This is a genomic window from Bacteroidota bacterium, assembly GCA_016714535.1.
In the GTDB taxonomy this organism is placed as follows: Bacteria; Bacteroidota; Bacteroidia; order AKYH767-A; family OLB10; genus JADKFV01.
Window position 1 is genome coordinate 381,792 of sequence record JADKDR010000002.1, and the last position, 26,036, is coordinate 407,827.

Consider the following 26,036-nt stretch of genomic DNA (forward strand, 5'->3'; position numbering starts at 1 on the left):
GATTAATATAATAATAATTTCAATTATGCCCATATTTTTTTAAAAGTAATCATTGGAATACCTGAATGAAAATCCATTTGTCGGGTTAGGCTTTTTTTAAATAATTTTTCAAAAAATGTAAGTTCACAGGTAAGCATGGCTAACATATCTGCCTCAACATCTGCAATATATTCGGCAATTCCACTGATAACATCATCATTTATTACAACCTTTAATTTAATTTTTAAGTAATTTTCATCAGAAATCAAATATGAGAAGTTCAAATCCGTTTTTGTGCTATTCTTTCAATTCATTAATCAGTTGAATACTATCTGCCTCTGCATTACTTTTCATAGTTTCCTTTTCGTTTTTAAAATTGTATTCTATGAGTAGGTAAAGTTAGATAAGGAAAATCTCAGAATATTGATATTAGTCATAATAGCAGGTGATGCTTGTCACTATTATGGTAAAACCTTTGCTTGTCATTTTGCAATAGCTTGATTTTTTCATACCCTGTATGTTGGTTTTTGCAGATGCGGTACCAGCTTTTTTATTATTCCTGCCAACGTTTTAAAAATCCTAAAATTTCAAATCATCATAAACTTATAAAAGTTAGCAAGAGAAATTATTTTCGTTTCGAAAAATGAGAATGACCGCTTACGGCATACTTTTAAACCCCTTCCATGCATACATAGCCATACTTTATTAATGCTTGATAAATTAATAGATCTAACTTTTGCCAAGATTGCTTTTTAGAAAAAAAATATCCGCAAGCAGAGTATTCTTGCAAGCCACTATTATCAATTGTTTTTCGCACCAATTATTAGTGTCATAGCTGATTAGAATAGCGCGCGAGATGTAAATTGCTGTATGTGCAGACATCATGAATTGAATGAGAAAATTACAAATTATGCTCGTATAATTTTAACCTTTAAAATTGTATGCCGCTCTCTGATACAAATGCACTTATATGCACCAAGGGCTGCAGCGCAAAATTGCTTGTATAGCTGAACACTAACTATACAATAACTCCACTATGGTTGTTAGCGTCTCTTTACCATGTAGCTATATTGTTAGTGCATTAGCAAAGGCAATTATTTTAGTATAATTATTTTTCTTGATATAATATCTTTCCCCCTTTCAAATTTCAAATTGTAAATACCCGATGAAAGTGTTTCGGTTTCAAGTTTAAGCGAGTTTTGTCCAGCACCTTGAATACCTTTGCTGTATGCAACGACTTCGGTTCCTAAATAATTATAAAGTCTTAGCGATACATTCATTGCATGTGGTAATGAATAGTCAACAATAATATAATCATTTGCAGGATTAGGGTAGCAATTAAGTATGGTAGATAAACCTGCTTCTGTTACACTTGCACCAGTACAAAGTCCCAGGATATTTATATCAAGCCATTGCAGTCTGATGTTAATCCATTTTTTAAGAGAATCTATTTCTCCAAAGTAGGTAGTGGCAAGCGGTCCAAAATCGGGTGCGGGTCCACTCTTACCTAGTATGGGCCATTTTTGAAAATGCCTTGTCTGTGCATTTTCAACCTTTGTTTTCATACTATCAATGTATGCAAAAAGGTTGGCTGTATCAAGAATAGTTTGTCTATAATTTTCGTAAGTGCACCGCAATTCGTTGCTGAAGGTACTATCTTGCAACAAACGCACATACCATCCGGTAGAGTAGTTATCAGTAAAGCAATCATTAATCTTATGCGCCCAGCCTGCGCCAGAGTATCCTTCAAAGTAGGTACAAACCCCTTCCATGTTTTTCCATGCCCAATCAAAATCCCAAACTGGTCCTGCTTTAAGTTTGCCTCCTTTTGAATATTTGTCCTTGTGAAAAAACACACTCTTCTTAAACCCATCGGCACTTCGGGCAACCTCATTTACTATGAAATAATCAATAAAAGATTTCATGTCCATGTATTTTCTGTATCCGTTTATTGGGTCTGTAAAATTGGAACTATATAGTGCTGTTTCCAGGCTGTCAATAAAAGAGGCTATGTAGTTTTTCTGAATCTGGATAATAGCAAACTCATCAGGATATTCGTATACAAAGTGAACATCAAAACCTGGATGGTCAATGGGAGAATAATTAGAAAGAAAACTATTGTTGGCATTCCAATAATTTTGCTGAAGTATATAACCACCTGTAACATCATCGCCAATGGTATCGTTAACTGTTAATTTTGCAATATCAACTCGGTTACTATCCCGTTTAATTTTTTCTCCTATCACATAAATTCCCTGATAGGCGCTGTCCAAAAGCACTTCACACAGCTGAGCACGCGGGCTGTAATTTCCCATGTCGCCAAAAAGCTTAAGCGACATTACGTTTTTAAAAAGTGTTCGGTCATTAAAATTAGATAGCAATACCCAATCGTTTTCAGCAGGCATTCCCAACATTGAAACATCATTATTTGCACCAAGCGAATCGCGAGTTTCAATGCTATATGGACGCTGAGGATAAGAGGCAGAGGTGAGTCCGCGAATTGAGATTCCAATATTTCCGGAGTATACATTTGGACTATCGCTTACATAAGTCAGATTACCTGCGCCATTGTATTTAATATCCATCAGGCAATTCACTTTTGTGTTCTCCACTATGTTTTGCCCTAATGTGTTAATCATCACAACAGGAACTTCTGAGCTATCAAGTACTACCGTTTCAATATCTTTTACACAAAGTTTAAACGAACCTGTTCCACCGCCCCACTTCCATACTTGTATATAGATGGTTTGCCCGGGAGTTAGATTATATAAAAGCAAAAATGAATAATAGCCGTTGCCGCCATCATCATCACAACCTATAATTTGCGGACTCGCGCAAGCGCTATCCGTCCAGGCAGCAATGCCCGTATCATTAATATTACCACTGTCCGTTTCGAAACTTAAATTTCCTGAAGCGGGAACTTGCATCATAAACCAAATATCACCACCCATATAATTTCCACAATTTGGACTAAGCCCCGCACCCGGAAAACCGATATTGTTTGTAAAAATACATTGACCGGTATCAATTGGAATAGCTGTGCATGGGTGACTTCCCGGCAATAGTGGTGTATTGCAATTTCCTATTGATGAAAATACATGGCCTGTATCAGGAGTAGGCCCATCCTGAAAAACAATATTCCAGGATGAATCTTGCAATTCATATGAATTCTCATTCTCATACATACCGGCAGTGTATATTAAATCCAAACTATCGCCATTGCAAATAGATATGGCAACCATGCTTCCAAAATTGCTTGCACTAAATGTTCCGTAGCTAAGATTATTGATAAACACTTCTAATGTTGCACCATTCCAGCCATCACCATAGCTGTCATGCATCACCAATTTGTAATTGCAACATTGTGCTTTTGTGTTTACACTTTGTATGCATAATATGAAAATTATCGTAAGTGTTAATAGTAGCCTATTCATTATTCTATTGTTTTTTTTCTTTTCATATCGGCAATAACCGATTATTTTATAATTAATAAAACAGTCTTCCAAAACTTGTCCTTTGCCAATGTTGTAAACAACAAGATGTCTTTGTTCATCTGAAGATTTCTTTTTCACAACGATTCCAATATGGGTAACTGAACCACCAAGATTCCAGCATACAATATCATCCGGCAAATAATCTTTGGGGTTGGTCGTATTAGGATTTGTTATACTGTGTCTCGAAAAAAATGTCATTAAGTTGAGAACTCGTCTATGGTCAATGTTTTTATCTGGCTTAGATAGTCCCCATTTTTTTTGAATATTTTGAAAAGTTAGATAACATGTCATCATGAACTTGCTTTTGTAAATATAGTCACCGACACTAAACCGATACAGCAGGCAAAATTTTCAAGAAGATTTTTTTTCGCAACTTGACGGTTTGCAGCTAACAGTAGTTTGCGCTTGGAACACTCAATTGTCTTTAACCAAAAATGTTTATTCAAAGATACTTTGGTTTTTAGTTAGCCGCAAATTAAATTTCACAAGGTTGCCTTATGTTTGCGCGCGAACGATGACCGATTCCGCACAATGGCCATTAAGTGTTGTCAGGTTTCAGAAAGGCGGCACACAGCGCGTTACGTTTAGTTATCTGTGTCAACATACATTTACTGCATGGAAGGGCATTGATATGTCCCGTGTGTACAAAAAACGCAACAGTCACCATCTTTTGGTCTCATTTCTTCACTGCACTTTTCGCAATTATATTTTATCGTACAAACGTCTGTTGGCATAATCTCCATTTTTTTGTGGCCACATTTAGGACACGTTATTTCAGATTGCATTACAATTTTGCTGTCTGCGTTTATAGAATGGTTAGCACAACAAGAGTCCTTTGCATTATTATTGTCCGTTGTCATGGTGTCGTTTTTTGTTGGGCTCGAACAGCTTACAAGAACGAGTACCCAGATCATTATAGAAGACTGTTTTATTGACATTATGCCTTTTTGTATTACGTAAATATCTTGTTCTATTGACCGCCTAACGTCAGCCTGCAAAAAAAACAAAAAGCCTAAAACTGCACGTTAATAACATGTGGTAAAAATAAAAATCGCAACCGCACAATCACCCTGCCTTAACGAAAAGAAAGTAATAATACATCACAAACTTGCGGGCAGCATTAATCTAATAGAGATATCAAGTTTAGATTATAATATTGGAGCAGTAAATCTTGTATGCTTTATGGATGCCTTAATGTATAAAAATGAATATATGATTTATTCTTGTTTCGATACCCAATCAAAAATTTCGAGGTGTTAAAAACACCACAAAGCGTATATAGTCCTTGTTGTGTAACCAATATGGTCGACAAAATATTTCATAAGCTGTTTGTTTTATGCCCTAACTGTTTGAGGTTTAGTCAATGGACGTAAAACGAAGCGCAGATGTATAATTAACCATTGAACTTCACTCGAAACAAGGCATCAGAATTTAAAAAGTATTACTACATTTTGCCAAATGACTTTAGTACGTAGGTTGTTTTTCCGATTGATTTTTAATCCAAGTCATTAATTCCTTTTTGCTTATTGCATCCCAGTATGAGTCAGGATTCTTTTTTTGTGATTTATTATCTGCCGGTTCTAAAATAATTAATTTCGTATTTTGATTCCGTACAATTTCCAATTCAGCTAAAAGCCAAACCATGTCAGGCGAATTTTTGTCAGACATAGTTTTGAGATGCCTTTTGAACCAATACTTTATGGCAGGTTCAATATTTGCTCTAACTGCATAGGTGGTATAAAATTTTATATTTCAGTTTTATTCGTAAATTATATTGGCAAAAAAAAATCTTTGCCAGGCATCAGCTTTCATGTCGCTTTTAATACTTTTTATTAAATTGGTTTTTTGAAATTTACCATCAGCAATACTTTTGCTTAAATATTTTTATGTGCGTGTGTCAGCTGCATACATAAGCCATGAAGTAATTTTTTTGCTTAGGCTTCGTATCAAGATTTAAACCGGTAAAAATAATTATTGAAATTTCTATGCATAGGCACATGACTTAGCCATGGCATTTATATGGAATCTACTATCTTTACATTAAATTTGATGCTTTGCTTTCCATCATTATGATTAGAAACCAGAATAAAGCGACAAATACTTTTTTTCATCGATTCAATCAATCTATTCAACGGTAAAAAACATAGTTTTATCGAAAAACATCCCATTGCACCTCCTTTAAGTGAATATTTGCCCGTTCAAAAAACAAATTAAAATGAGCAATAAAGTTTATTTAGCATTAGCACTATCGATTCTTTCATGTTTAAGTGCCTGCCGCAAAGAAGATTCGAGCGAAAACCTTATCATTCACTCCGATACCCTTGATCTCAACATGTTTCCTGCTTCGTTTAATTATCGCACTACCGGTGATGTAGATTTTCAAATCCAATTGAATGCGCCCGATGGCGGACCTATAGTAGGTGTTCCTGTAACTATTAACCAACTGGTAAATGACACATTACAGGAACTGTATACTTTAATGTCGGATCAAAATGGCCTTGCCGCGGGAATGTTTAACGTGCCTGGCGAAATTGATGAACTTGTGATAAGTGCAAATTATATTGGTATTCCTAACGATATAGTTGTGCCTATCAGCGGCAACATTGTTACGCTCAACCTTACTGGTGCCAGGCATTCGCAAGCATCAAACTATGAGTCGTTCACCGGTCGAAATTTAATAAATACAAACACATCGGCACAAAAGACATCAACTATTTTAAAATATAAATACCTGTCGACCTACAACAGTCAGGGAGTGCCTAATGTGATGGCAACAAAAGAAGTTGTAACAGCACAGATGCTTAATTTTATAAACACATCGGTACCCGAAAAAAAACCAGTGCCAATAAATCATCCTGCATACTTACAGCCAAATTTAAATACCGACTTAGATATTACACAACAAGCCGAGGTATGGATAACATTTGTACACGAAGGAGCGGGTTATAAAAACTCACTTTGTTATTATAAGTATCAGACCAATAATCCTCCAACATCTATTGCTCAAATTGACACCGCTTATGTTGTTTTTGCAAATGTCTCGTACTACAATAGCGGTGGAGGTTTACGCAGTGGCGACCGAGTGAGCCTAGGCATTTTTCCTCCGGGAACCAGTATAGGTTTTATATGCGTTTCTAATGGCTGGAATGGCACTGCTGTGGGCGATGGAAGTTATCGTTTGTTCTCTGACAAAAATTTAAACATCCAGGCTAATCCATCATTAAAACAACAAAACGTGTTGCTTTATGATAACATAAATCAAGTATTCTATTTAACATTTGAAGACATTGCCCGCAACAATGCAAGTTGCGATAATGACTTTAACGACATAGTTTTTTATGCCAAATCCTATCCTATATCTGCCATTTCAAATCAAAATGTACCATTAGCAGATAATGGAATTGATACCGATGTTGACGGAGTTTCTGATTTATATGATGAGTTTCCTACCGATGCAACGCTTGCATATAAAAACTTCTTACCAGCTCCCGAAACCTTTGGAACTATTGCTTTTGAGGATTTGTGGCCAGGCAAAGGCGATTACGATTTTAATGATTTGGTGGTGGGGTACCAGTTTGAACAATGGACCAATGCTCAAAATAAAGTGAAAGAAATGAAATGTCGTTTTGCAATACGTGCAATTGGCGCGCATTACAAACACGGTTTTGGTTTTCAAATGAATGTGCCGCCATCGGCAGTGAGCAATGTTACAGGATATAAAATGTATGACGGATATATTTCATTGCAAGGAAATAAAACCGAGGCAGGACAAACACTTGCCACTGTAATAGCATTCGATAATGATTATAAAGTAATGAATCGTGCACAAGGTAATGCCATGAATACCGATCCGTTAAAACCTTATCAATTGCCTGATACCGTTACAGTAAATGTTTCATTTGCATCCGCCAAATCGCAGGCTGAATTGGGCACAGCACCATTTAATCCATTTATAATAATAGATGGTAACAGAGGCAAAGAAGTTCATCTGGCGGGCTTCAAGCCCACGCAGCTTGCCAATAGTTCGTTATTCGGAACCTCACAGGATAACACCAATATAGGGATGAATAATTTTTACAAAACAAAAAACAATTTGCCGTATGCTTTACTTATTCCTGATGAATTTGATTATCCACAGGAGAAGAAAGCCATTAACAACGGACATTTAAAATTTGCAAATTGGGCGCAAAGTGGAGGTGCCATTCTAAATGACTGGCATAAAAACTTATCGGGTTATAGAGATGCCTCAAATATTTATTCAAAATAAAAAGCTTATTAAATTTTAAGTAAAAAAAAAGAGTGTTTAATTAGAAACTCTTTTTTTTGCTTTAATTATTTCGGGTAACGCTTTTTTCCAGACCGCTTTTAGCTTTTTGAAAACAACTTTTATTTCGTCTGTTTTTTCATTTCGTTTGGCATGTTCTTCCATAAAACGCAAGTCATCACGAAGCGATTCCATGCCCAACATCAATAAACTATTTTTCATTTTATGAATCTCCTTTGAAAAAGATAACCACTCACCTTCTTTTAATAAAGCATCGGCAGATGTTATTGATGATGGAATTTCTAAACGTAAAATAGTAAGCATCTCGCCAACAAATTTTTGCGAACCCAGCGAGGCATCATTTAGATTTTTTAAATCAATCAACTTGAAATCTGCAGGTGCTTTTTTTCTTGTAGCCAACTTTATATTTTCCAATTTTCCTAGTTCCTCAAATCTAATTAAACTTACAATGGTATCGTGCAATTGTTGTGAATTAAACGGCTTAGTAATGCACTTATCTGCGCCCAGCTCAATTGCTTTATCCATCAGGTTGAGTTCGGCAGATGCTGTTAGTGCAATTATAGGAAAGCCCTTTAATACCTTATTTTTTCTGATGTGTTTTATGGTTTCAAAACCATCCATTACCGGCATAAACAAATCAATAAGCGCAAGGTCAAAATGTTTTTTTGATAAAAGCTCTAGCGCTTCTTTCCCGTTGTTGGCTATGTCATATTTTAATCCCCAATGGTTTAAATAAGAAACCGCAACTTTTTGATTTACGATATTGTCTTCTACAATTAAAATGGTTTTGTCTTCCATTTTCAATTTAGCATGCTGTCTGCTCGCATCATCCGTTTCATTTCCTTTCTGTTTCAATATTGCAGTTTTAAAATCAAGGCTAAACGAAAAAGTACTACCCATATTGAGTTTGCTTTCTACCTTGATTTTTCCTCCTTTCAATTCAATTAATTTTTTAGTGATGCTGAGTCCTAAACCGGTGCCACCAAACTGCCTTACAATTTTAGTATCGGCCTGTTCAAAGTCTTCAAAAATAGTTTTCAGTTTATCTTTTTTAATTCCGATGCCTGTATCAATAACTTTGAAATTCAAACGGCATTTTTCAGCATCAAGTTTATCTGCGCTAACGCTAATTTTTACGTAACCTTTTGAAGTAAACTTCACAGCATTGCTCACCAGATTATTTAAAATTTGCGAAAGTCTTAATTCATCACCAATAATAATTTCAGGAACTGATTTATCAATTGCTAAAATCAATTCTACCTTTTTTTCTTCGCACGATGAACGGAACATTTGATAAATGCCGTTAAGCATTATTTTTAAATCAACCGGATTTGCGGCCAGGTCAATTTTTCCGGCATCAATTTTCGAAAGGTCAAGTATGTCGGTAATTAAAGCGAGCAGTGTCTTTGACGAAAAACTCAGAATATCAATATTTTCGTTGTTGCGAGTCTTCATATCCAGTTGCATCAAATCGGTAATGCCAATGATTGCATTCAACGGTGTTCTTATTTCATGACTCATCGTAGCTAAAAAAGATTCTTTGGCTTTTGATGATTCTTCGGCTTTCGACTTTGCAATTTTTAATTCTTCTTCAAGATGTTTTTGCTCGGTAATGTCAAGATGTATTCCTACCGATCCTACTAATTTACCATTATCATTATAGCGTGGTGCACCACTTACTACCCACCATCTTCTTTCTCCCATTTTATTTTTAACCGGAATAGAGTACACATCGGAAACACCTGTCTTTCTCGACTCGTTTTTTTCCTTTATGAGATTTTTTTCTTCTACACCCATAAATAGTTCAGCTGCTTTTTTGCCAATCAATTCTTCAAGTGTATAGCCCGACATTTTACAAAAACTTTGGTTAGCATGTTGTATATTATCTTCGATATCCACTTCAAGTAAACCAAGGTTCATATTAGCAATAATGTTGCGATATTTTTCCTCCTGCAGTTTTAGATTTAATTCGGCATGCTTTCGTTTGTCAATGTCAATAGCAAGAGCAGTAAGTTGAGAAGAAGCATCTTTGGTTTTTGGATATTGAACACTTTGACCCATCCATATTTCTTTACCATATTTGGTAACTAATGGAAACTCAAAATATGTAGATGGTGTTTTATTTTCGATTTGATTTCTATATATTTCAAATGCTTGCTTTTTAAAATCGTTTCGAATAAGCTGTGAATAGCGCATTTTTAGCAATTCCTCTTTAGAATATCCGGTAATATGTTCGGCAACATCGTTTACAAAAGTGAAATAGCCTTCGGCATTTACCTTATAAATAATGTCAGTAGCTTTTTCAACTATAGAGCGATATTTTTCTTCCTGTATTTTAAGTTGCGATTCGGCTTTTTTACTTTCTGTAATATCTCTGTAAATCCATAGATGACCATCGTACTTTTCGTCATTCCAAAGAGGAACAAAATCGCGTTCATAAAATTTTCCGTCAAGCAGTTCCAGTTCGTCTCCTGTTACAAGTTTTTTATCCTTCAAAATTTTGTTTATCTTGTTTACAAAAGTTATTGGGTCTTTAAAAAGATGTTTTGATTGCTCTGCAGATTTTGAACAGTCTGAATCTAACAATTGCTCAGGCTCAGCAGGAATATTAAAAAGCGTACAAAATTGTTGATTAACCAGCGCGATCTTTCTTTGATCATTTTCAAGCAAAATACCCGCATGTAAATTTGTGATAAGTGTTGACATCCGATTGGCATATGCATTCAATTGCATTTGCGCTGTTTTTTCTTTTGTAATATCTTCTTCAATTGCAAAAAATTGCACCACTTTTCCGTACTTATCAAATATAGGCTGGCCGTTAATCCTTAACCAGTAACCTTCGCCCGATTTTTTATAATTATATATTTCGCAAATAAATGGTTGTGCATTTTTAATTTGAGTGCGCATATAATTTGCAACTTCAGGGTCAGTTTTAGGTCCCTGCAATTTGCTGCCCGGTGTTATGCCTTTCATTTCATCAAGCGTGTAACCCGTAATACGTGTAAAAGCATCATTAACCCACTCAACTTTTCCATTGCTATCAGTAACAATAACAGCATTTACTGTTTGGTGAATAATAAGCGAGAGCCGTTCGAGTTCCTGCTGATCCTTTTTTTGTTGAGTAATATTACGGCCATACATGTTTACGTAACCGTATTCTTTCATGTTTATACAGGCAAATGAATAATCATTACCATTTGATTTTGCTTCAAAAAACCAACGCTCCTGTGAGGAATCAATTAACAGGGAAATCTCTTTGAAAAGTTCTTTACTGTTGTAGGTATTGTTTTCATATTCAAACACCATTAGCTTTTCGGCAGCGGGGTTCATTCTTAAAACATCGCCATTAAAATTTATACGAATAAGTGGGTCAGGGTTTTGTGTTGGGAAAAGTGCAATGTTTTGAATCTCTTCATTGGCTGTTTTTAATTTATTCTTCTGATCATTTACCTTTCTTAAAAGTTGTTTTATCTCATCGTTGGTGATTTCCTGCGTTTTTAAAACATGCAGTAAATCAATCATAGGATCATGTATAGCAAAATCGTGTAGCGTTAATTTAAGATTACGCACCTGGTCCATTGAGCCAAGCCATGGAGTGCCTACAAATAAAAAGCTTTCGGGATTTTCTATAAATTCAAATTGCCCACGCAATGAAATGGGTTGGTCGGATTTTGTTTCTACTACTACAAGCTGATTGATCAGCACATTAAAATCCTCAAAACTATTGATATGTGTTTCAGGTCTTTTAATTAAGAACTGATTAGAAAATAAATGTTGCGGCTTTGCAGCACATATTTTTTCAAGTGATTTTCCAATTGAAATAATTTGCAGCTGCTTATCAACTAATATGTAAAACGGGAATAGTCTGTTGACGTTAAATTGTAATTCCGGTTTTTTCATTTACCAGCTTACTTTAAAAATTTCGTGGTCGAAGCCATCATCCCTGCTTTGAATCAACTCAACTGTTGCCGGAGTATTGTACATCTTGCCAAGTCCTGATAATAGTCCGCGAACAAAATCCTGCAAGCCAAGACGCTTAGAAAAATAATGTACATGTATGCTTCTCTCTTCCGCATTGCTTACTTTAAATTCGGGAGGTGTAAGCTTTGGATAAATCAACATTACGCGATTATGAAACACCGGCAGGTTTACTAAAAATTCGCGCAGTCCGTTACCACCCGCTTCCATCAAACCTCCATATTTTTCTTTGCCGGTACGCAACACCCACCACTCACCAAAGGATTCGAGCACTGCGCTTACAGTGATATTCATTTCTTCAGAAACGGCTCCTGCAAGTTTGTAAGTGATATCATCATCATAGGGTTCGTTGCTGATAAAAAAATCAACATCCACTCCGCTGCGTTCTTTTATGGCATCCCATTTTTCCTCACCAAAGTTTTCTATTACCAAATCTTCGATGGCTTTATTTACAATTCCGTACATGGTATTTAATTTTAAAGTTTAAATTGAAATTTAAAATCCTGTAGCAAACATAAGCTTTAATTTAAAGCTAACGAAACACTTTTATACTACAAAAGAAAAGGCTTTAGCTGATAAACCAATTAAACCGTAGCAAGGCGCGAAGACTTTTGCCATGCTGCCTGCTGATTGCCCGATAAGTATTTTATCCAACCTGCAACTATGCAATAATGCATAAAATTGAAATAGTAAGGAATGAAAAGCAATTTAATTCTGAGGTTTTTGCTTTCAAAATAATAACCCATTAAAGCGGCTGCGTGAAACAATATTTGCGCAACAAGTATGGCTGCATAAAAATCTGATTGACCTGCAATGAAAACATTAGCAATAAACGCCATTGGAATTAAAACCGGTGTAATCATCCATCTTGAAAAACGATGAAAGAAATATTGAAAACTTAGCAGACCATAATTAGCAGGATTGATAAAATCTTTAAGACGTAAAACTGATTGCAAACCGCCTGCACTGATGCGCACTTTACGTTTATATTCTTCCTTAATATTGAGGGATGGATTTTCGCTTGCATAAGCATTAGGTTCGTAGGCAATTTTAAATCCTTTACGGATGATGTTCATCGAAATCATAAAATCATCCAGCAAGGTATCTTCGGGCAAGTCTTCAAATAATATAGTGCGAATGGAAAACAATTCGCCAGCAGCTCCTACCAATGAATTTAATTTTGCATCCTCATTTTTCAAAAACGATTCATACTTCCAGTACAAACCTTCCGCAGCTGCAGCTGATGCCCCTGTTACAGCAACTCTTTTTTCGCCCGAAACGCCACCAATTTTTTCATCGGAATAATGTTTCACTATTTCTAACAAGGCATCAGTATTCAACATCACATTAGCATCGGTAAAAACAGTTACCGGTTCATTGATAAAAGGCATGGCGCGATTGATGGCAGCCGTTTTACCTTTGCGCCTTTGCACAAACAATAACTCTACCTGGCTAAATGATTTTACAATATCATTGGTGTCATCATTGCTGCCATCACTGATTACATAAATTTTCAATTTCTCCTGAGGATAATTTAGCGACAGTGTGTTGCTGATTTTTTCTTTAATAATATCTTCTTCATTATAAGCTGCAATGAGCACTGCTATTTCAGGCAATTCGTCAACAGGATATTGACAGATTGCTTTTGAACCAAGAATTTTATTTGCCAGCCAGACTACTAATCCGTAACCGGCATAAACAAATGCAATAAATAAGATTGATACCCAGAATATAATTTCCATTTTTTTATTTTTTGTTTAAGTACTTAATAACTTTTGCAGGAGTGCCAGCCACAACTGAGTAGGCTTCTACATTTTTAGTAACCACCGCGCCAGCAGCCACTACAGCACCTTCGCCAATGTGAACTCCTTTTAAAATGATGGCACGTGTTGCAATCCAAACATGATCGCCAATAATTATCGGTGCCGATGCGCCTTCGTTATCGTGATCGGTGGTATCATGAAAATCGCTGTCCATAATAATTACTTCAGGTGCTATGCGAACATGGTTACCAATCACAATTTTGTTTTTTGCTGCTAAACGTGCACCGTTTATAAATGTGCTATTGCCAATTGTTAATTCACCTCCTTTAAAAACAGCCAGGCGTGTTCTGTTAACCTGCGACCAAATTTTAGACCCATTACCAATTTGTAATTTCCCTTTAATAAAAAGCGAAGGCCTTTTACGACACATTACCATGCTGCCGGTAATTGCATTGCGCAAATAAAATTTGCTCAGCATAAGTGAATACAATTTTTCAATTGCTGTAAAAGCAAAACGAAAATGATTAAAAATGCTCTCGCTGTTTTCCTGCAATTTCCATTGCTCATATTGTTGCTGATATAGTTGAAGCACTAGTTGCATATTAAATAGCTTTATAAATGGTTAATAATTTATCGGCAGAAATACTCCAACTGAAATCCTTAATTCTTTCATAACCTTTATTAACCAGTTCAGTTGCTTTGCCATATTCAGTTAGCACCTGCACCATTGTTTCACCAATATTCTTTTCGCTGTTGGCATCCACTAATGCTGCTGCAGCCCCTGCTACTTCGGGTAGTGCAGAGTTGTTGCTGGTAATTACCGGTGTGCCACTTGCCATAGATTCTAAAACAGGAATGCCAAAACTTTCGCGCAATGATGGATACAAAAACAAACTTGCTCCTGCATAAATAGAAGGCAAATCTGAATTCAAAATATAATCGGTTAACACTATATTGTTGCGTAGCGAACGTGTATCTGTTTTTTCTAAAACTGTTTGTAAAAATGTTTCATTGATATCAGCGATAACAAGAGGCAACGGATCGGCCACACTTATGTAATAATTGCGGTAGGCACGAATGGTATTAAAAATATTTTTTTTAGGATCGGTGTTACCGATGTAAAAAATATAATTTTCAGGAAGTTTGTATGTGCGCTTAACAGCATCAATGTGAGCGGCACTTTTTACTGCAGAAAAATGTTTTCCAAAAGCATTATAAACCACACTAATGTTTTCTGACTTGATATCTAAGATTTCGCTGATGCGCTTGCGCTCATATTCCGAAACGGTAATAACATGCGATGCTTTTTTTATAGATGCCGGTACAATTAACTTACGGTAGATGCGGCCCAAGTTCTGATACCAACTCATGGTGGATGACTGCTGACTTTGTTCTAAAAAAATCACATCGTGCAAAGTAACTACTGTGGTTCCGCTATAAAGCACCGGTGCAGTATTACTGGTACAATGCAACACATCCAACTTGTATTTTTTTGCATACCATGGCAAAAACACTTGCTCCCAGTCGGCATAGGATACACCAGGCACTTCAACAATTTTAAAGTTTGATGTTTCTTTTAAGCATCTGTTGTCTTCTCCCTTTTTTACAAAAATGTAATACAGGTTTTCTGTATCGGTTAACTGCAATGCCTTGATTAACTCAAGCACTACAATGTCCATTCCATGTTTTTTGGTGCGAAATATTCGCTGTGCTTCTATACCTATTCTCATTTATTTAATTTATATTATGTGGTGTATGAATAAACTTTTTTGATGCCTTTCGTGAAGTAAATATTGCTATCCACATTCCGAAAAAAGCCGAAGGCAAGGCTTTTGAAAGACTGAAGATTTCCGCCTTTTTTAATTCCGGCAATAGAGGCATAACCAATGCCGAAACTATTAACAAGAAAACAATTACCGATGCAATAAGAAAAGTACTGCCGGAAAAAGCTGTCAACAATATGAGGCATAAACTTAAGCCCAAACTGATAACACGCGGCATTAGTGCAAATTGAATTACTTTATTAAAATAATCGCAATTGCCAAATCTTATTAATTGTGCAAACGCACTTATACAGTATTTCTTCAAAAAAAACATCTGGGCATAAGACCATCTTCTTCGTTGATTTACAAAATTGTTATGATTGGAAACTTTTTCATCATAAACTAAAATATCTTCGGCATATTCAATGGTAAGTTTGTTTTTAAGGATGCGTAATTCCATTTCTTTATCAAAGCCCGAAAACACATTCATGTCTTGCATCACCATGCGAAAAACATTCATGTCTATTATCATACCCGAACCTATAAGGCTTGCCGAAAGTCCAAGGGCGCGCTGCCCCTTACGGAAAATATGATTGTTGATGATTTCGCTTAATGCATCTAAACGCGACATGCTGTTGTTTTCATTTTTTGCAACACGCCTGGCTTGTATAATTCTTGAGCCACTCTTTAAATAGTTATTTGCTTTTTGCAACATGCTTGCGTCAATGCAGTTATCTGCATCAAGCACAATGCATGCATCAAAACTTTCATGGCAACACGCTAAAAACTTTTGTATAGATTTTGCCTTGTTACGATTTTCATCTTCGGGCAATTCAAAAACTTCGGCTCCGGTTTGTTTAATATTTTCGATAGTTGATGTTTGGAAACTATCGGCCAAAACAACACACTTAAATTTCGCTTTATTATAATGTTGCGCCATTACACTTTGCACCGAACTTATAATTACTGTATCTTCCTTGTATCCGGGAATTAAAATCAGGATGCGCTTATTATCTACAAATTCATTGGGTAGGCTTAATTTTTCTTTTGCGCTGAAACCTGCAGCAGAAAATACAAACAGGTAGAGTGCATTCAACGCTAGGATGACTAAGACTGTGGTGATGATGATTTGAAACAGCATTTCGTTTTTTATTATGGTACAAAGAAACGCTGCTGGCAGGGGTTTGGGGGGTTAATTCGATGAATGCGGTTTTTAGGGGGTTGAAATTTGCTTAATGGATGACGGTTAAAGTCTGGATGATATCATTGTATGCTCCGTTGCGCCTGTCTCCGTTTCTTTCCTTTTGACCGTTCCCGGCCAAGCCCGCTGTTTTAGAGCCCGGCCTCGGAGATGATTTTTCGGCAAAGCCAGCATAAAATAATACAAAGGAAAACGGCTTTTTCCACCCCCAAAAATTTTTCCCGGCAATAAAACACGGTTCTTGGCCATGTAATGCGCTTTAAAAGGCGAGAATTTTCCAACCGATACAGACTCCTTATGCAGGATGTAAGTGAGACCGTTGTAGTAAATAGAAAAGCCTGCACGTTTTGTCATTTCGCAGTAGTCGTATTCTTCGTAGTAAATAAAAAACCTGTCGTGCAGCATGCCAATTTTATTCATAACCTCGCGCTTAATGAGCATACAGGCACCGTGCGCCAAATCTGTTTTTTGCACTTCGTTATATTGCCCGTTATCGGTTTCTTTATAACCAATGGTATGGCCGCAGCAGGTATACGGATTGATAGCAGTGGTGCCGGCATATTGAATAAGATTTTCTGAATTAAAGAAAATAATTTTTGGGCTTACAATGCCCGCATCAGGATGGTCGACAAATGTTTTTAAAAGCGGCTCTAAAAAATCTGCAGGCACTTCGGTATCGTTATTCAGCAATAAAATAAAATCACCGGTAGCCACTTTCATAGCAAGATTATTTCCTCCGGTAAAGCCAAGATTTTTATCGCTCTGAATAAAAATAACTTCAGGATATTCTGATTGAAGTAATCTGTTTTCAGGAGCTGATGCATTATCCACTAAAAATATTTCGAGGTTAGGATAGGTAACTTTGCGCAAGCTGTTGAGGCATTCGCGTGTTACATCAGCCTGATTAAAATTAATAGTGATGATGGATACCTTAGGAAATTGATTTTGCATTTTCTGATATGATTTCGTTTTCTTTTTGTGTTAGAAAAACAATTGATAAATAAATGATGATACCTGTTGGCAATTGTCCAAAAACCTGATTGCCATAACTGGCTACCATCACTCCGGTTAAGCCACAAAAGAGTGCCATGAGTTGGTTTTTAACTTCAGGATTATGTTCTGCATTTATTTTTTTAAATGCATGATAGAGAATAAAAAAAAGCATGAGGAGGTACAAAACCAAACCTACATAACCATACTCAGCAGCAATGCGCACATACCAGCTATCCAGTGCAAGGTTGGCCAAAAATGTATTGGGGCTGAACCGCTGACCCCAGTAACCACCGCTGCCAACACCACCACCCAGCCAATGCACATTTAAATACTCGGCAAGTTTTTTTTGATTGGTGATGCGCACCTGCAACGAAGCATCGTTAGGATCTAATGAGCTGCGCAATCTGCTGATCTGCGAATTTCCCTGACCGATGAAAGTGAACTTTAAAATAAAGAATACAACTGCCAATACGGTAGAGCCTGCTATTACAATTTTGAAATTTTTTATAAGAAGTAAATACGTAAAAAATCCAACAACAGGAATTGCAAATGCTCCGCGTGTACCAGAAATCAACATACCGTAAAAGCATAACAATGCTGTTAGGATGTAGAATATTTTACGCATTCGCGATTTTTCGAAGATGGCCAATATGCTTGCTACCACTGCCGTGTGCGCCTGTGATGCACCAAACTGACCCGAGTCGGAATAAAAAGAGAATACGCGCAGTTTGCCAAACAACATGTGTGTTGATAAATTGCCGGGTACGTTAAGCCATGCTTTTTCTCCTGCATCAAGTCCGATGAATAATTGTTTCATTCCCCACAATGCACCTATAATCGAAAACATAAACCAAAGTGTAATAAACCAATTGAAATCTTTTTTGTGATTCAGGCATAAATAACCAACCAGTAGTGCAAGAAAAAAATAAAGTGCCACACCACGCATGGCATAAAACCAGGCTTCGAAACTTCGAGCTTCCGGGTTTGCCAATTCTAAAATGTTAATCAGCATCCAAACGGTAACAGCAATAAAAACGGGATTGGCAAGCGGTTTCCAGGATATGTTTTTAAATTCCTTAATAAAGAAAATGAAAAACAACAGCAATAAAATAATGTCAATCGTTAACCCCAGTGGCAATGATACATAGCGCGTTAAACCCACACTAAAAAAGTTTGCAGCCATAAGCAAGTAAAATCCCCAGCGGATATCTTTTGCAATTTTAAAAGCAATTACTGCAACAACTGCACAACCAAGCAAAGCAGCCGGTAGCATAATGCCAACCTTTACAACAAGCAATGCCACAAGCAATGCAGCAGCAATAACTGCAGCAAAACTTGCTATGGTTTTTACCTGTTGTGATTTTAAATTCATTGCAATTTTAATTTAAGCAAACTCTGTTGAATGTTGAATATCGAAAATTTTGCAGCTCCTCTTTTATTCAGAAAATAAAATCCGGCAGCAATGCCTGTGCTTAATGCAATACTGCTCACTGCAGCCACTCCAATAAGCGAATGATAAAAATGAAGTGCAATATAGTTACCACCAATATTAACGGTGATGAGCATAACGGTTTTTATAAAATTAAGCTTTGGCAAATGACAAGCCTCTAAAGCCACACCCAGAAAGCGATCTACAGGAAGCAACAAAACATAAAGCATAAAAACTTTTAAAATCATTGCAGATAAATTGTATTGATCAGAGCCGCTGATTAATTGAATTACGTTATCTGAAAAAATAAAAACAAGTAAAGCAGCCGGAATAAACATCACAATTAAAGCAACCATACGACCAATTAATAACTGCGAAAATGCAGGGGTATCGTTTCTCAGATTTTGAAGTACTGGTAAAAATGTGGTAGCAACCGAGCGCAGCATTACTTCAAACACTTCGATAATTTTTTGTGCCAATGTATAAACAGCAACTGCACTTGAATTCATAAAAGCCGCTATCATAAATGTATCGGCATTGCGCAATAAGCTGCTTCCTAGCATGGTGCCCATGGTAAATTTTCCGTAACCCAAAAAGTGTTTGATCATTTTCAGACTCAAATATTTTTTGTGAAAACTAAATCGGTTTACAAAAAATGCAAACAGTGCACTCACGCCATAACCTGCAACCTGACTGATTACAGCGATTTGAAAAGTAAGACTGTGGTGTATTAGATAATCTGCCAATATGATGAGCAGCGAAACCGAGCAATAAATAATGCGCTGAATTAAGATGATTTTGAAATTTACTTTACCTGTATTTACCCACCAGCTCAGGTTGTACATAATCATGAGCAATCCCAATGCGGGATACCAATTGGAGAAATCGTTAAGCAATAAAAAATCTTTTCCTGTAAAATAAACTACAGCCTTTGTTAAAAATGTAACTGCAACCATTACCATAAAAAACACAGTCGCAAGCAACAAAGCATTGTTTTCAATTTTGCGATTTATAAATGCATCTGTTTTGTGAGTTGCAATTTCTTTTACCACAATAGTTTGTAATAAACCCTGCATCAACATATCACTAATTGAAAGTGCAGAAATAAAAAGCAACCATCGGCCCACTTCAGCTTGCGGCATCAAACGCACCATAATAAAAAGCAATGCAAAACCATAAGCAGCCATCAGCAACTGATGCATAAATGCATACAACTGATTAATGTTTCCAGCAGAAAAAAGTTTCTTAAGCATATTGGTGTAAGATTTTTTCAAACGCTGCTGCTTTGTTTTTCCAGCTATTGCTGATCGCTATTTTAACACGCTGCTGCTTTTTTTCAAATGTATCGTTTTCTATTTCTAATGTAAGACTTTGTATAAAGTCCTTTGCATCAACTGCCGAAACAAAATTTGCAAGGTCATTCAATTGCGCAAAGTTGGTCATTACCACAGGTAAGCCAAGAGCCAGGTATTCATTGGCTTTCATTGGATAAATATTTCTGGTAAACTCATCTTTTATAAAAGGAATAATGCCGGCATTAAAATTTTTCATCATAGCAGGCAATTGATTTACATCTACTGCTCCATACAATTTTACATTGCTATACTTTTTCAAACGGTCGGCCGATGCTGACATAATTCTTCCGATGAAATGAAACTTCCATGTTGGGAAATTGGAAATAGTTTGTTCTAATAAATCGTAATCCAGTCTGTCATCAATACTTCCAACATAACCGATATTTATTTCATCAGAATTGTTTTTTGGAAATCCTTTCTTCATTTCGTTTTCGAAAATAGTGAGGTCAACTCCGTTAGTAACTACAAAAGATTTTTTGTCCGAAACCGCCTTTGATTGCTGCAATGCTTCAGACGAAAAAACTAATGCATCTGCTTGTTTTGCAAAATCGTTTTCTAAACGTTGTCCGTGTTTAGAGGCCCAGTTTGAAGCTGCAATATTATCATAGCAATAGTAAATCGTTGCTTTTTGTTTGAATCCGCTTTGCTTAACAGAATTAAAAAACGGGTTGAAAGCATTAACTACTATTGGCGAATTCATGTTCAGCTTTTTCATTGCTGATTTTATTCTGCCGTTAATTATTTTTTGATTGATGCCTTGCACAAAGTTTAAAAGCGAATTGTTGTTGATCCAGTTGAATGGAATAACAGGAGGCAATGAAAGCACATGGATGAAAGCACCGTTTTCTAATTGCACTTTTTCTATTGCAGCATCCAGTCCTAAGATTCTTTTAACCGGAATGTATTTATTGTGACGTGTGTTTACTAAAACATCTTTAATAGAGTAGGCATAATCTACATAAAGCACATTGTTAGTTGCTGCAAGTTCTTTCATTAACTGCACGGTCGACTTCATGTAATCGCCACGCCAGCTTGGGAAAGCGTGGCATACGATATCTAAACGTTTATTCATTTGCTGTATCTCCTTACAATGTCTTTAATGCGTTTTCGAATATAACTGCGTTGCTTTGGCACTTCACCTAAAAACTTTTCGAGGTGATTTATTTTAGTATCCACCATCACTGCCTGCATCGGAATGTTTAACTGTTTCCAGCTATCCAATAACTGTAATTGGTATTCATCCATTTTTTGTGCTGCATTGATGAATAAATATATCACATCACTATTGCTTATCACTTCTTTATTTATCAATTCTCTTTTTGAAGTATTGGTAAATATCAATTGATTGCTATCGCTTGTAAACATATTTCCAAATTCAACAGCCTGCCAGTTGTTGCCAAGCGATTGCAAATTTGATGTTACATCAGCAAGCATCTGTTTGTAGTCACTGTTCGATTTGTGAAAGGGTACCACCAATACTTTGATGATTTTGTTTTGTTGCTGTAAATCAACCAGCGATAACATCCAGCGTTCATTACTTATTGCATTTATATTTTCAATAGTAGCATTATTTTCTGCCGTTGATTTTACAAAAGCTGTAGCTGTTTTAACTCCGGTAGTTTTCAGGAAATTTAATGGATTGGAAATGCTGTCATCAAGATATTCTTTCATCATAAGTACAACCATTACAATTATGAAACAACTGAATGCAGCTGCAATGACCAATATTAAACGCTTTGATGAGTTAGGCACAGCAGGCATATCAGGCGGATCAGTAATCGAAATATTCTCAGTTACTACCAGGTTGCGCTCGCGCAGTTTAGCCTGATTTAAATTATGCAACAGGTTTAGATATTCCTTTTCAGAAACATCAACATCGCGCTCCAGCTTATTTAAATCAGAACCCATTGGCGCAAAGAGATCATAAATTTTTTCAAACTCTGCTTTGCTTTTTTCAAGCACTTTTAATTTAGCCGTTCCTTCTTCTGTACTCACCGTTAAGGATAACCACTCATCCAGTAAATCTTTGCCGGGTATGCCTTCGATTGAATTATTTACTTCATACAGTCCCTGAATATTTTCTTTTAAATCTTTTTTCAGCGCATCAATCTTTGTATTTTTAGCCGCATCATTTTGATTACCTTTTACAAGTGATAGTCCTAATGAATTGTATTGTGCCGAAAGTTCATCTTTTGATTTTACCACTTCATCGCTTTTCAATTGTATTACAGCGCGGCTGCTTAATTTTTTTTCCACCTTGGCTAATGCCGATTTATAGCCTTCCAAATCCATTTGCAATTGCGATTCGCGCTGATCGTAATCTTCTTTCTGATCTGCGATATATTTTGTTTGCTCATAATAATTGATGAGGCGGTTAGTTGTTCTGAAATTTTTCAAGATCATTTCAGCTTTTTGCAATCGTGCCAAAGCCAAAGCAGTTTGTTCTTCAAAATATTTTACAACACTGCTAACTTCACCTATGCGCATACCTTTGTATTTCTGTAAAAAAACTTCGGCTAACAAGTCAAGCGTTTTTTTGGTGATGAATGCATCTTCTGATGTGTATTCAACTTTAACCATATCGCTAAAACCGATACGCGTAGCTTTAATAGTGTTAAGCGTACTCAGGTTAAATGGATTTGCATACTGGCCATAAAGCAATTGGTAGTAAGGGTTTTGGCTTCCCTGTAAAATTTGTGCCGACAGGTTTTGCATTGTTGCAGCTTCGCTGGCACCGCGCACTTTTTTTAATGTGCTGCTATCGTTCAACCAATCAAAACGTTCTAACTTTAATTTGGTAACAACACGATTTAATTCCTGCGGATGATTAATTAAATCAGCTAGCAATCTTAATGCTACAACTTTACGTGTTTCTTTTGATGTGATGGTGTTTATCAGATTATCAAACTTAGAATTGGCTTCGTGATAATCGATTTTACCTTCTGCATCACTGTTGAAATTATAACCGCTGGCAATGCCTGTGTAAATTACCATTTCTGATGAATAGGTATGCGGCATGTTGCGCGTAAGAAAGAAAACAGCCACTCCGGTAATAATTGGAAATGCAATTATCCACTTTTTATTCCTGAGTAACAGTTGTATGAATTCTATAAAGTTCACGTTTGTTAGTTTTAGTTATTGTTAAATCTTCTGCCGCAAAATTGCTCCAGCTGCATGTAATAATTTTTTAAATCGTTGATGGTAGTTTCGACTTCCGTTTGTGTCTTGGTATAAATCTCCGTTACACGCGAAAGTTCTCCAAGTGCAATAGCACCCTGATTAAATTCTTTCTCAGCCATTTTCTGATGTACATAAGCTGCGTTAACAGCCTCGCTTTTTATTCGTAAAATATTTTTTTGCGATTGCACATTGTTATATAAGATGGTTATTATTTTGTGCAACTCAAATATTACTTCTTCGCGTTTATATGTTGCCACTCTTTGTTCGGCTTTGTACACATTTACCAAATCATGATTACTGGCAATATCGTAAAGTGAAAACGACACCGATGGACCGTAGCCGTATCCAACCTGTGTTTGATTTATTACCGAATTGCCGTATTGACCATTGCTGATGTTGGCACTAAACTTTACTGCATCCATCCAACTTTTTCTTACACGTTTAGTATCGGCACCGGCTTTTTCTATTAAGGCATCCTGTATTTTTATGGTGGCGTAGTTAGCACCGGCCCATGCAAACAAACTATCGATGGGAGGCATATTTAACTCGTTATCAGCATTGGATGGTACATTCTGTGCCCACACATTAGAAGTACCAAAAAACACTATCAATAAAAATAAATTTTTCATCGTGTTATACATTTTCCTCCTGCAACAAAGCCGGGAATGTTTTCATAAATATTTTGAAATCGGTTTTGAAAGAAAATTCTTTTGCGTAAGTTTTATCGAGTTCTATACGCTCTTGCTCCGAAACTTCGCCCTTTCCACGTTTGGTAATTTGCCATAATCCTGTTAGGCCCGAAGGTGCATTGAAACGGGATATGGCATCATCTGTTGTTAGTTTTTCTGCTTCGTACAATGGCAGCGGCCTGTTGCCAATGAGCGACATATCGCCTTTCAAAATATTTATTAGTTGCGGCAATTCATCGATGCTGGTTTTGCGTAAAAGCTTTCCCAGTGGAGTTACCCGCGGATCGTTTGCTATTTTCATAAAGGCCGCTTCTTTTTTTTGTGCTTTGCGCATCAAATGCAGATTTTCGCATATTACCACATCATCGGCAATCAGTAAAGTAGAACATGTCTCTGTCAATATTTCGCAAAATGGGCATGTACGTATTGTTGAAGAATCCGTTGATGTTTTATATTGATTCAAATCTTTCATGAGCCCAGTTTGCTTATCAGACTGCGCGTACATAGTTCTGAATTTTATCATTCCAAAGGTTTTATAATATTGACCTACACGTGGTGATACATAAAAGATATTGCCACGTGATGTTAGTTTTATTAAAATGGCTGCAACAATTAACACAGGAGAAAATAGAATCAATCCTGCAAGGGCAGCGCAAATATCATATGACCGTTTAAAGTGTTTGTACATGACTATTTATTTATTGATTTTGTAAGTAAATGATTGGCAAGCATCAGGTGCAAACGAAAGCTCAGTTCTGTAGGATTAAAAGGTTTTAATAAATAATCCTTAGCACCATTTTTAAAGCAACTGATTTTGTCGTTGCTGTTTTCCACACTCGATAACATGAGTACAGGTGGCATTTTAAGATTTGCGATTTTCAATGCTTTGAGGAATTCTATTCCTGTCATTTCGGGCATCATTATGTCCGCTATAATGGCATCAGGGGTTCCGCCTCCTTGCAACCATGCAAGTGCATTTAATGCATTTTCCATTTCTACCACTTCGAAACTCGATTGAAGGTAGTGCGACAAAAGCTTTCGTGTTGAAAGCTGATCTTCGATAATTAAAATTTGATTTTTCATCTCTGTTATTATTTTGATGCAAAAGTGCGGTCAAAACAGGTGCAGAAATGTTTAATTCGATTAATGTGGTTTTTGGGAGGTTAAAAAAGACATTACCGCTGCTAAAAAAATCAGATAATGTTTAAACGGGCTTGCAAATTGGCTTTGTACTTGTTTCCGATAGGGATAATATGGCCGCCAACTATGGAAGTTTCGGCATCAAAATTCTCCAGAAAATTGAGGTTAATGATGTAGGAACGATGCACACGCATAAACTGCTTGTTCATCTTTAATTTGTCCTCAATGTTTTTCATGGTTGAATTAACCACATGGGTTTTTTCTTTCAGATGTACTTTTACATAATCGCCAAGCGCTTCGCAATAGATAATGTCCTTATGCATAATTTTAGAAAGCACGCCATTTTCTTTAATAAAGATATAATCCAGGTGCTGATTGTTATCGGCTTCATTGATTTTAAAAACACGTTCAACAGCTTTTAAAAATTTACCATACTCAACAGGCTTTACCAAAAAGTGGATTACTTTATGTTCAAATGCTTTAACAGCATATTTTTCTTTCGAAGTGATGAGGATAACCGGTGGCAGTTCTTTAAACGATTCAAGGAATTCTATACCCGTCATTTCGGGCATTTCCACATCCAGAAAAATTAGATCGGTGGTTGCTGCATTTTTACGTATGTAATTTACACCGGCAATGGGATTTGAAAAAGCTTCCACAAAATTTAAACCTTCAGTACTGGTAATAAAATGTTTCATCAGGTTTATCGAAACCGGATCGTCATCTATAATAATGCAATTTATCATGCTGCAAAGTATAAAAATATTTATGATACAATGAACACTAA

Annotated in this window: 19 protein-coding genes and 2 pseudogenes; 2 read left to right on the top strand and 19 right to left on the bottom strand. The window is 36.3% G+C overall.

All coding sequences use genetic code 11. The features are described 5' to 3' along the window. Positions 1-23: 23 nt before the first annotated feature. The 3 genes and pseudogenes from IPO27_04675 to IPO27_04685 all read right to left on the bottom strand — a co-directional run bounded on the left by IPO27_04675 (position 24) and on the right by IPO27_04685 (position 3,759). The gene (locus tag IPO27_04675; protein ID MBK8845894.1) at positions 24-263 is read right to left on the bottom strand and encodes a hypothetical protein; all 240 of its coding nucleotides are present in this window, start codon (positions 261-263) and stop codon (positions 24-26) included. A 1,122-nt stretch (positions 264-1,385) separates the two neighbouring features. Then, positions 1,386-3,413, bottom strand: a pseudogene (locus IPO27_04680) (CotH kinase family protein). An 18-nt stretch (positions 3,414-3,431) separates the two neighbouring features. Next, positions 3,432-3,759: pseudogene (locus tag IPO27_04685) on the bottom strand (DUF1287 domain-containing protein). A 749-nt stretch (positions 3,760-4,508) separates the two neighbouring features. Here IPO27_04685 and IPO27_04690 point away from each other — a divergent pair. Beyond that, a complete protein-coding gene (locus IPO27_04690; GenBank protein MBK8845895.1) occupies positions 4,509-4,733 on the top strand; it encodes a hypothetical protein in 225 nt (74 codons plus the stop codon). Between the two features lie 204 nt (positions 4,734-4,937). Here IPO27_04690 and IPO27_04695 read toward each other — a convergent pair whose 3' ends face one another. After that, entirely contained in the window at positions 4,938-5,141 is a 204-nt protein-coding gene (locus IPO27_04695) for a hypothetical protein (protein MBK8845896.1), read from the bottom strand. A gap of 547 nt (positions 5,142-5,688) precedes the next feature. Between IPO27_04695 and IPO27_04700 the strand changes: the two genes are divergently transcribed. Next, a complete protein-coding gene (locus IPO27_04700) occupies positions 5,689-7,740 on the top strand; it encodes an LruC domain-containing protein (protein MBK8845897.1) in 2,052 nt (683 codons plus the stop codon). 36 nt (positions 7,741-7,776) lie between these two features. Here the strand turns inward: IPO27_04700 and IPO27_04705 are convergent, their stop codons facing one another. The 15 genes from IPO27_04705 to IPO27_04775 form a co-directional block, all read right to left on the bottom strand. Further along, a complete protein-coding gene (locus tag IPO27_04705; GenBank protein MBK8845898.1) occupies positions 7,777-11,658 on the bottom strand; it encodes a PAS domain S-box protein in 3,882 nt (1,293 codons plus the stop codon). Beyond that, the gene (locus IPO27_04710; GenBank protein ID MBK8845899.1) at positions 11,659-12,201 is read right to left on the bottom strand and encodes a heme NO-binding domain-containing protein; all 543 of its coding nucleotides are present in this window, start codon (positions 12,199-12,201) and stop codon (positions 11,659-11,661) included. It abuts the gene before it with no gap. A gap of 119 nt (positions 12,202-12,320) precedes the next feature. Then, positions 12,321-13,478, bottom strand: a complete 1,158-nt coding sequence (locus tag IPO27_04715; GenBank protein MBK8845900.1) for a glycosyltransferase family 2 protein — start codon at positions 13,476-13,478, stop codon at positions 12,321-12,323. A gap of 4 nt (positions 13,479-13,482) precedes the next feature. Beyond that, a complete protein-coding gene (locus IPO27_04720) occupies positions 13,483-13,929 on the bottom strand; it encodes an acyltransferase (GenBank protein MBK8845901.1) in 447 nt (148 codons plus the stop codon). Positions 13,930-14,101: 172 nt separating this feature from the next. Continuing rightward, the gene (locus IPO27_04725) at positions 14,102-15,229 is read right to left on the bottom strand and encodes a glycosyltransferase family 4 protein (protein ID MBK8845902.1); all 1,128 of its coding nucleotides are present in this window, start codon (positions 15,227-15,229) and stop codon (positions 14,102-14,104) included. 4 nt (positions 15,230-15,233) lie between these two features. Further along, positions 15,234-16,403, bottom strand: a complete 1,170-nt coding sequence (locus IPO27_04730) for a glycosyltransferase (protein MBK8845903.1) — start codon at positions 16,401-16,403, stop codon at positions 15,234-15,236. Between the two features lie 105 nt (positions 16,404-16,508). Beyond that, positions 16,509-17,414: a glycosyltransferase family 2 protein gene (locus IPO27_04735; protein MBK8845904.1), complete on the bottom strand. Its 906-nt coding sequence runs from the start codon at positions 17,412-17,414 to the stop codon at positions 16,509-16,511. Further along, the gene (locus IPO27_04740) at positions 17,395-18,828 is read right to left on the bottom strand and encodes an O-antigen ligase domain-containing protein (protein MBK8845905.1); all 1,434 of its coding nucleotides are present in this window, start codon (positions 18,826-18,828) and stop codon (positions 17,395-17,397) included. The genes IPO27_04735 and IPO27_04740 overlap by 20 nt, the downstream gene beginning before the upstream one ends. Further along, positions 18,825-20,138: an oligosaccharide flippase family protein gene (locus tag IPO27_04745; GenBank protein ID MBK8845906.1), complete on the bottom strand. Its 1,314-nt coding sequence runs from the start codon at positions 20,136-20,138 to the stop codon at positions 18,825-18,827. Before IPO27_04745 ends, IPO27_04740 begins: the two co-directional genes overlap by 4 nt. Beyond that, positions 20,131-21,312 (bottom strand): glycosyltransferase, encoded by a 1,182-nt coding sequence (locus tag IPO27_04750; protein MBK8845907.1) that lies wholly within the window; start codon positions 21,310-21,312, stop codon positions 20,131-20,133. The genes IPO27_04745 and IPO27_04750 overlap by 8 nt, the downstream gene beginning before the upstream one ends. Continuing rightward, positions 21,309-23,360: a hypothetical protein gene (locus tag IPO27_04755; GenBank protein MBK8845908.1), complete on the bottom strand. Its 2,052-nt coding sequence runs from the start codon at positions 23,358-23,360 to the stop codon at positions 21,309-21,311. Before IPO27_04755 ends, IPO27_04750 begins: the two co-directional genes overlap by 4 nt. A gap of 11 nt (positions 23,361-23,371) precedes the next feature. After that, positions 23,372-24,049 (bottom strand): TolC family protein, encoded by a 678-nt coding sequence (locus tag IPO27_04760; GenBank protein ID MBK8845909.1) that lies wholly within the window; start codon positions 24,047-24,049, stop codon positions 23,372-23,374. 4 nt (positions 24,050-24,053) lie between these two features. After that, positions 24,054-24,797 carry a sugar transferase gene (locus IPO27_04765; protein MBK8845910.1) on the bottom strand — a complete coding sequence of 248 codons (744 nt, stop codon included), beginning with the start codon at positions 24,795-24,797 and terminating at the stop codon, positions 24,054-24,056. A 2-nt stretch (positions 24,798-24,799) separates the two neighbouring features. Continuing rightward, complete coding sequence (locus IPO27_04770) at positions 24,800-25,192, bottom strand: response regulator transcription factor (protein ID MBK8845911.1); 393 nt, start codon at positions 25,190-25,192, stop codon at positions 24,800-24,802. A 110-nt stretch (positions 25,193-25,302) separates the two neighbouring features. Then, a complete protein-coding gene (locus IPO27_04775) occupies positions 25,303-25,995 on the bottom strand; it encodes a response regulator transcription factor (GenBank protein MBK8845912.1) in 693 nt (230 codons plus the stop codon). Positions 25,996-26,036: the final 41 nt, after the last annotated feature.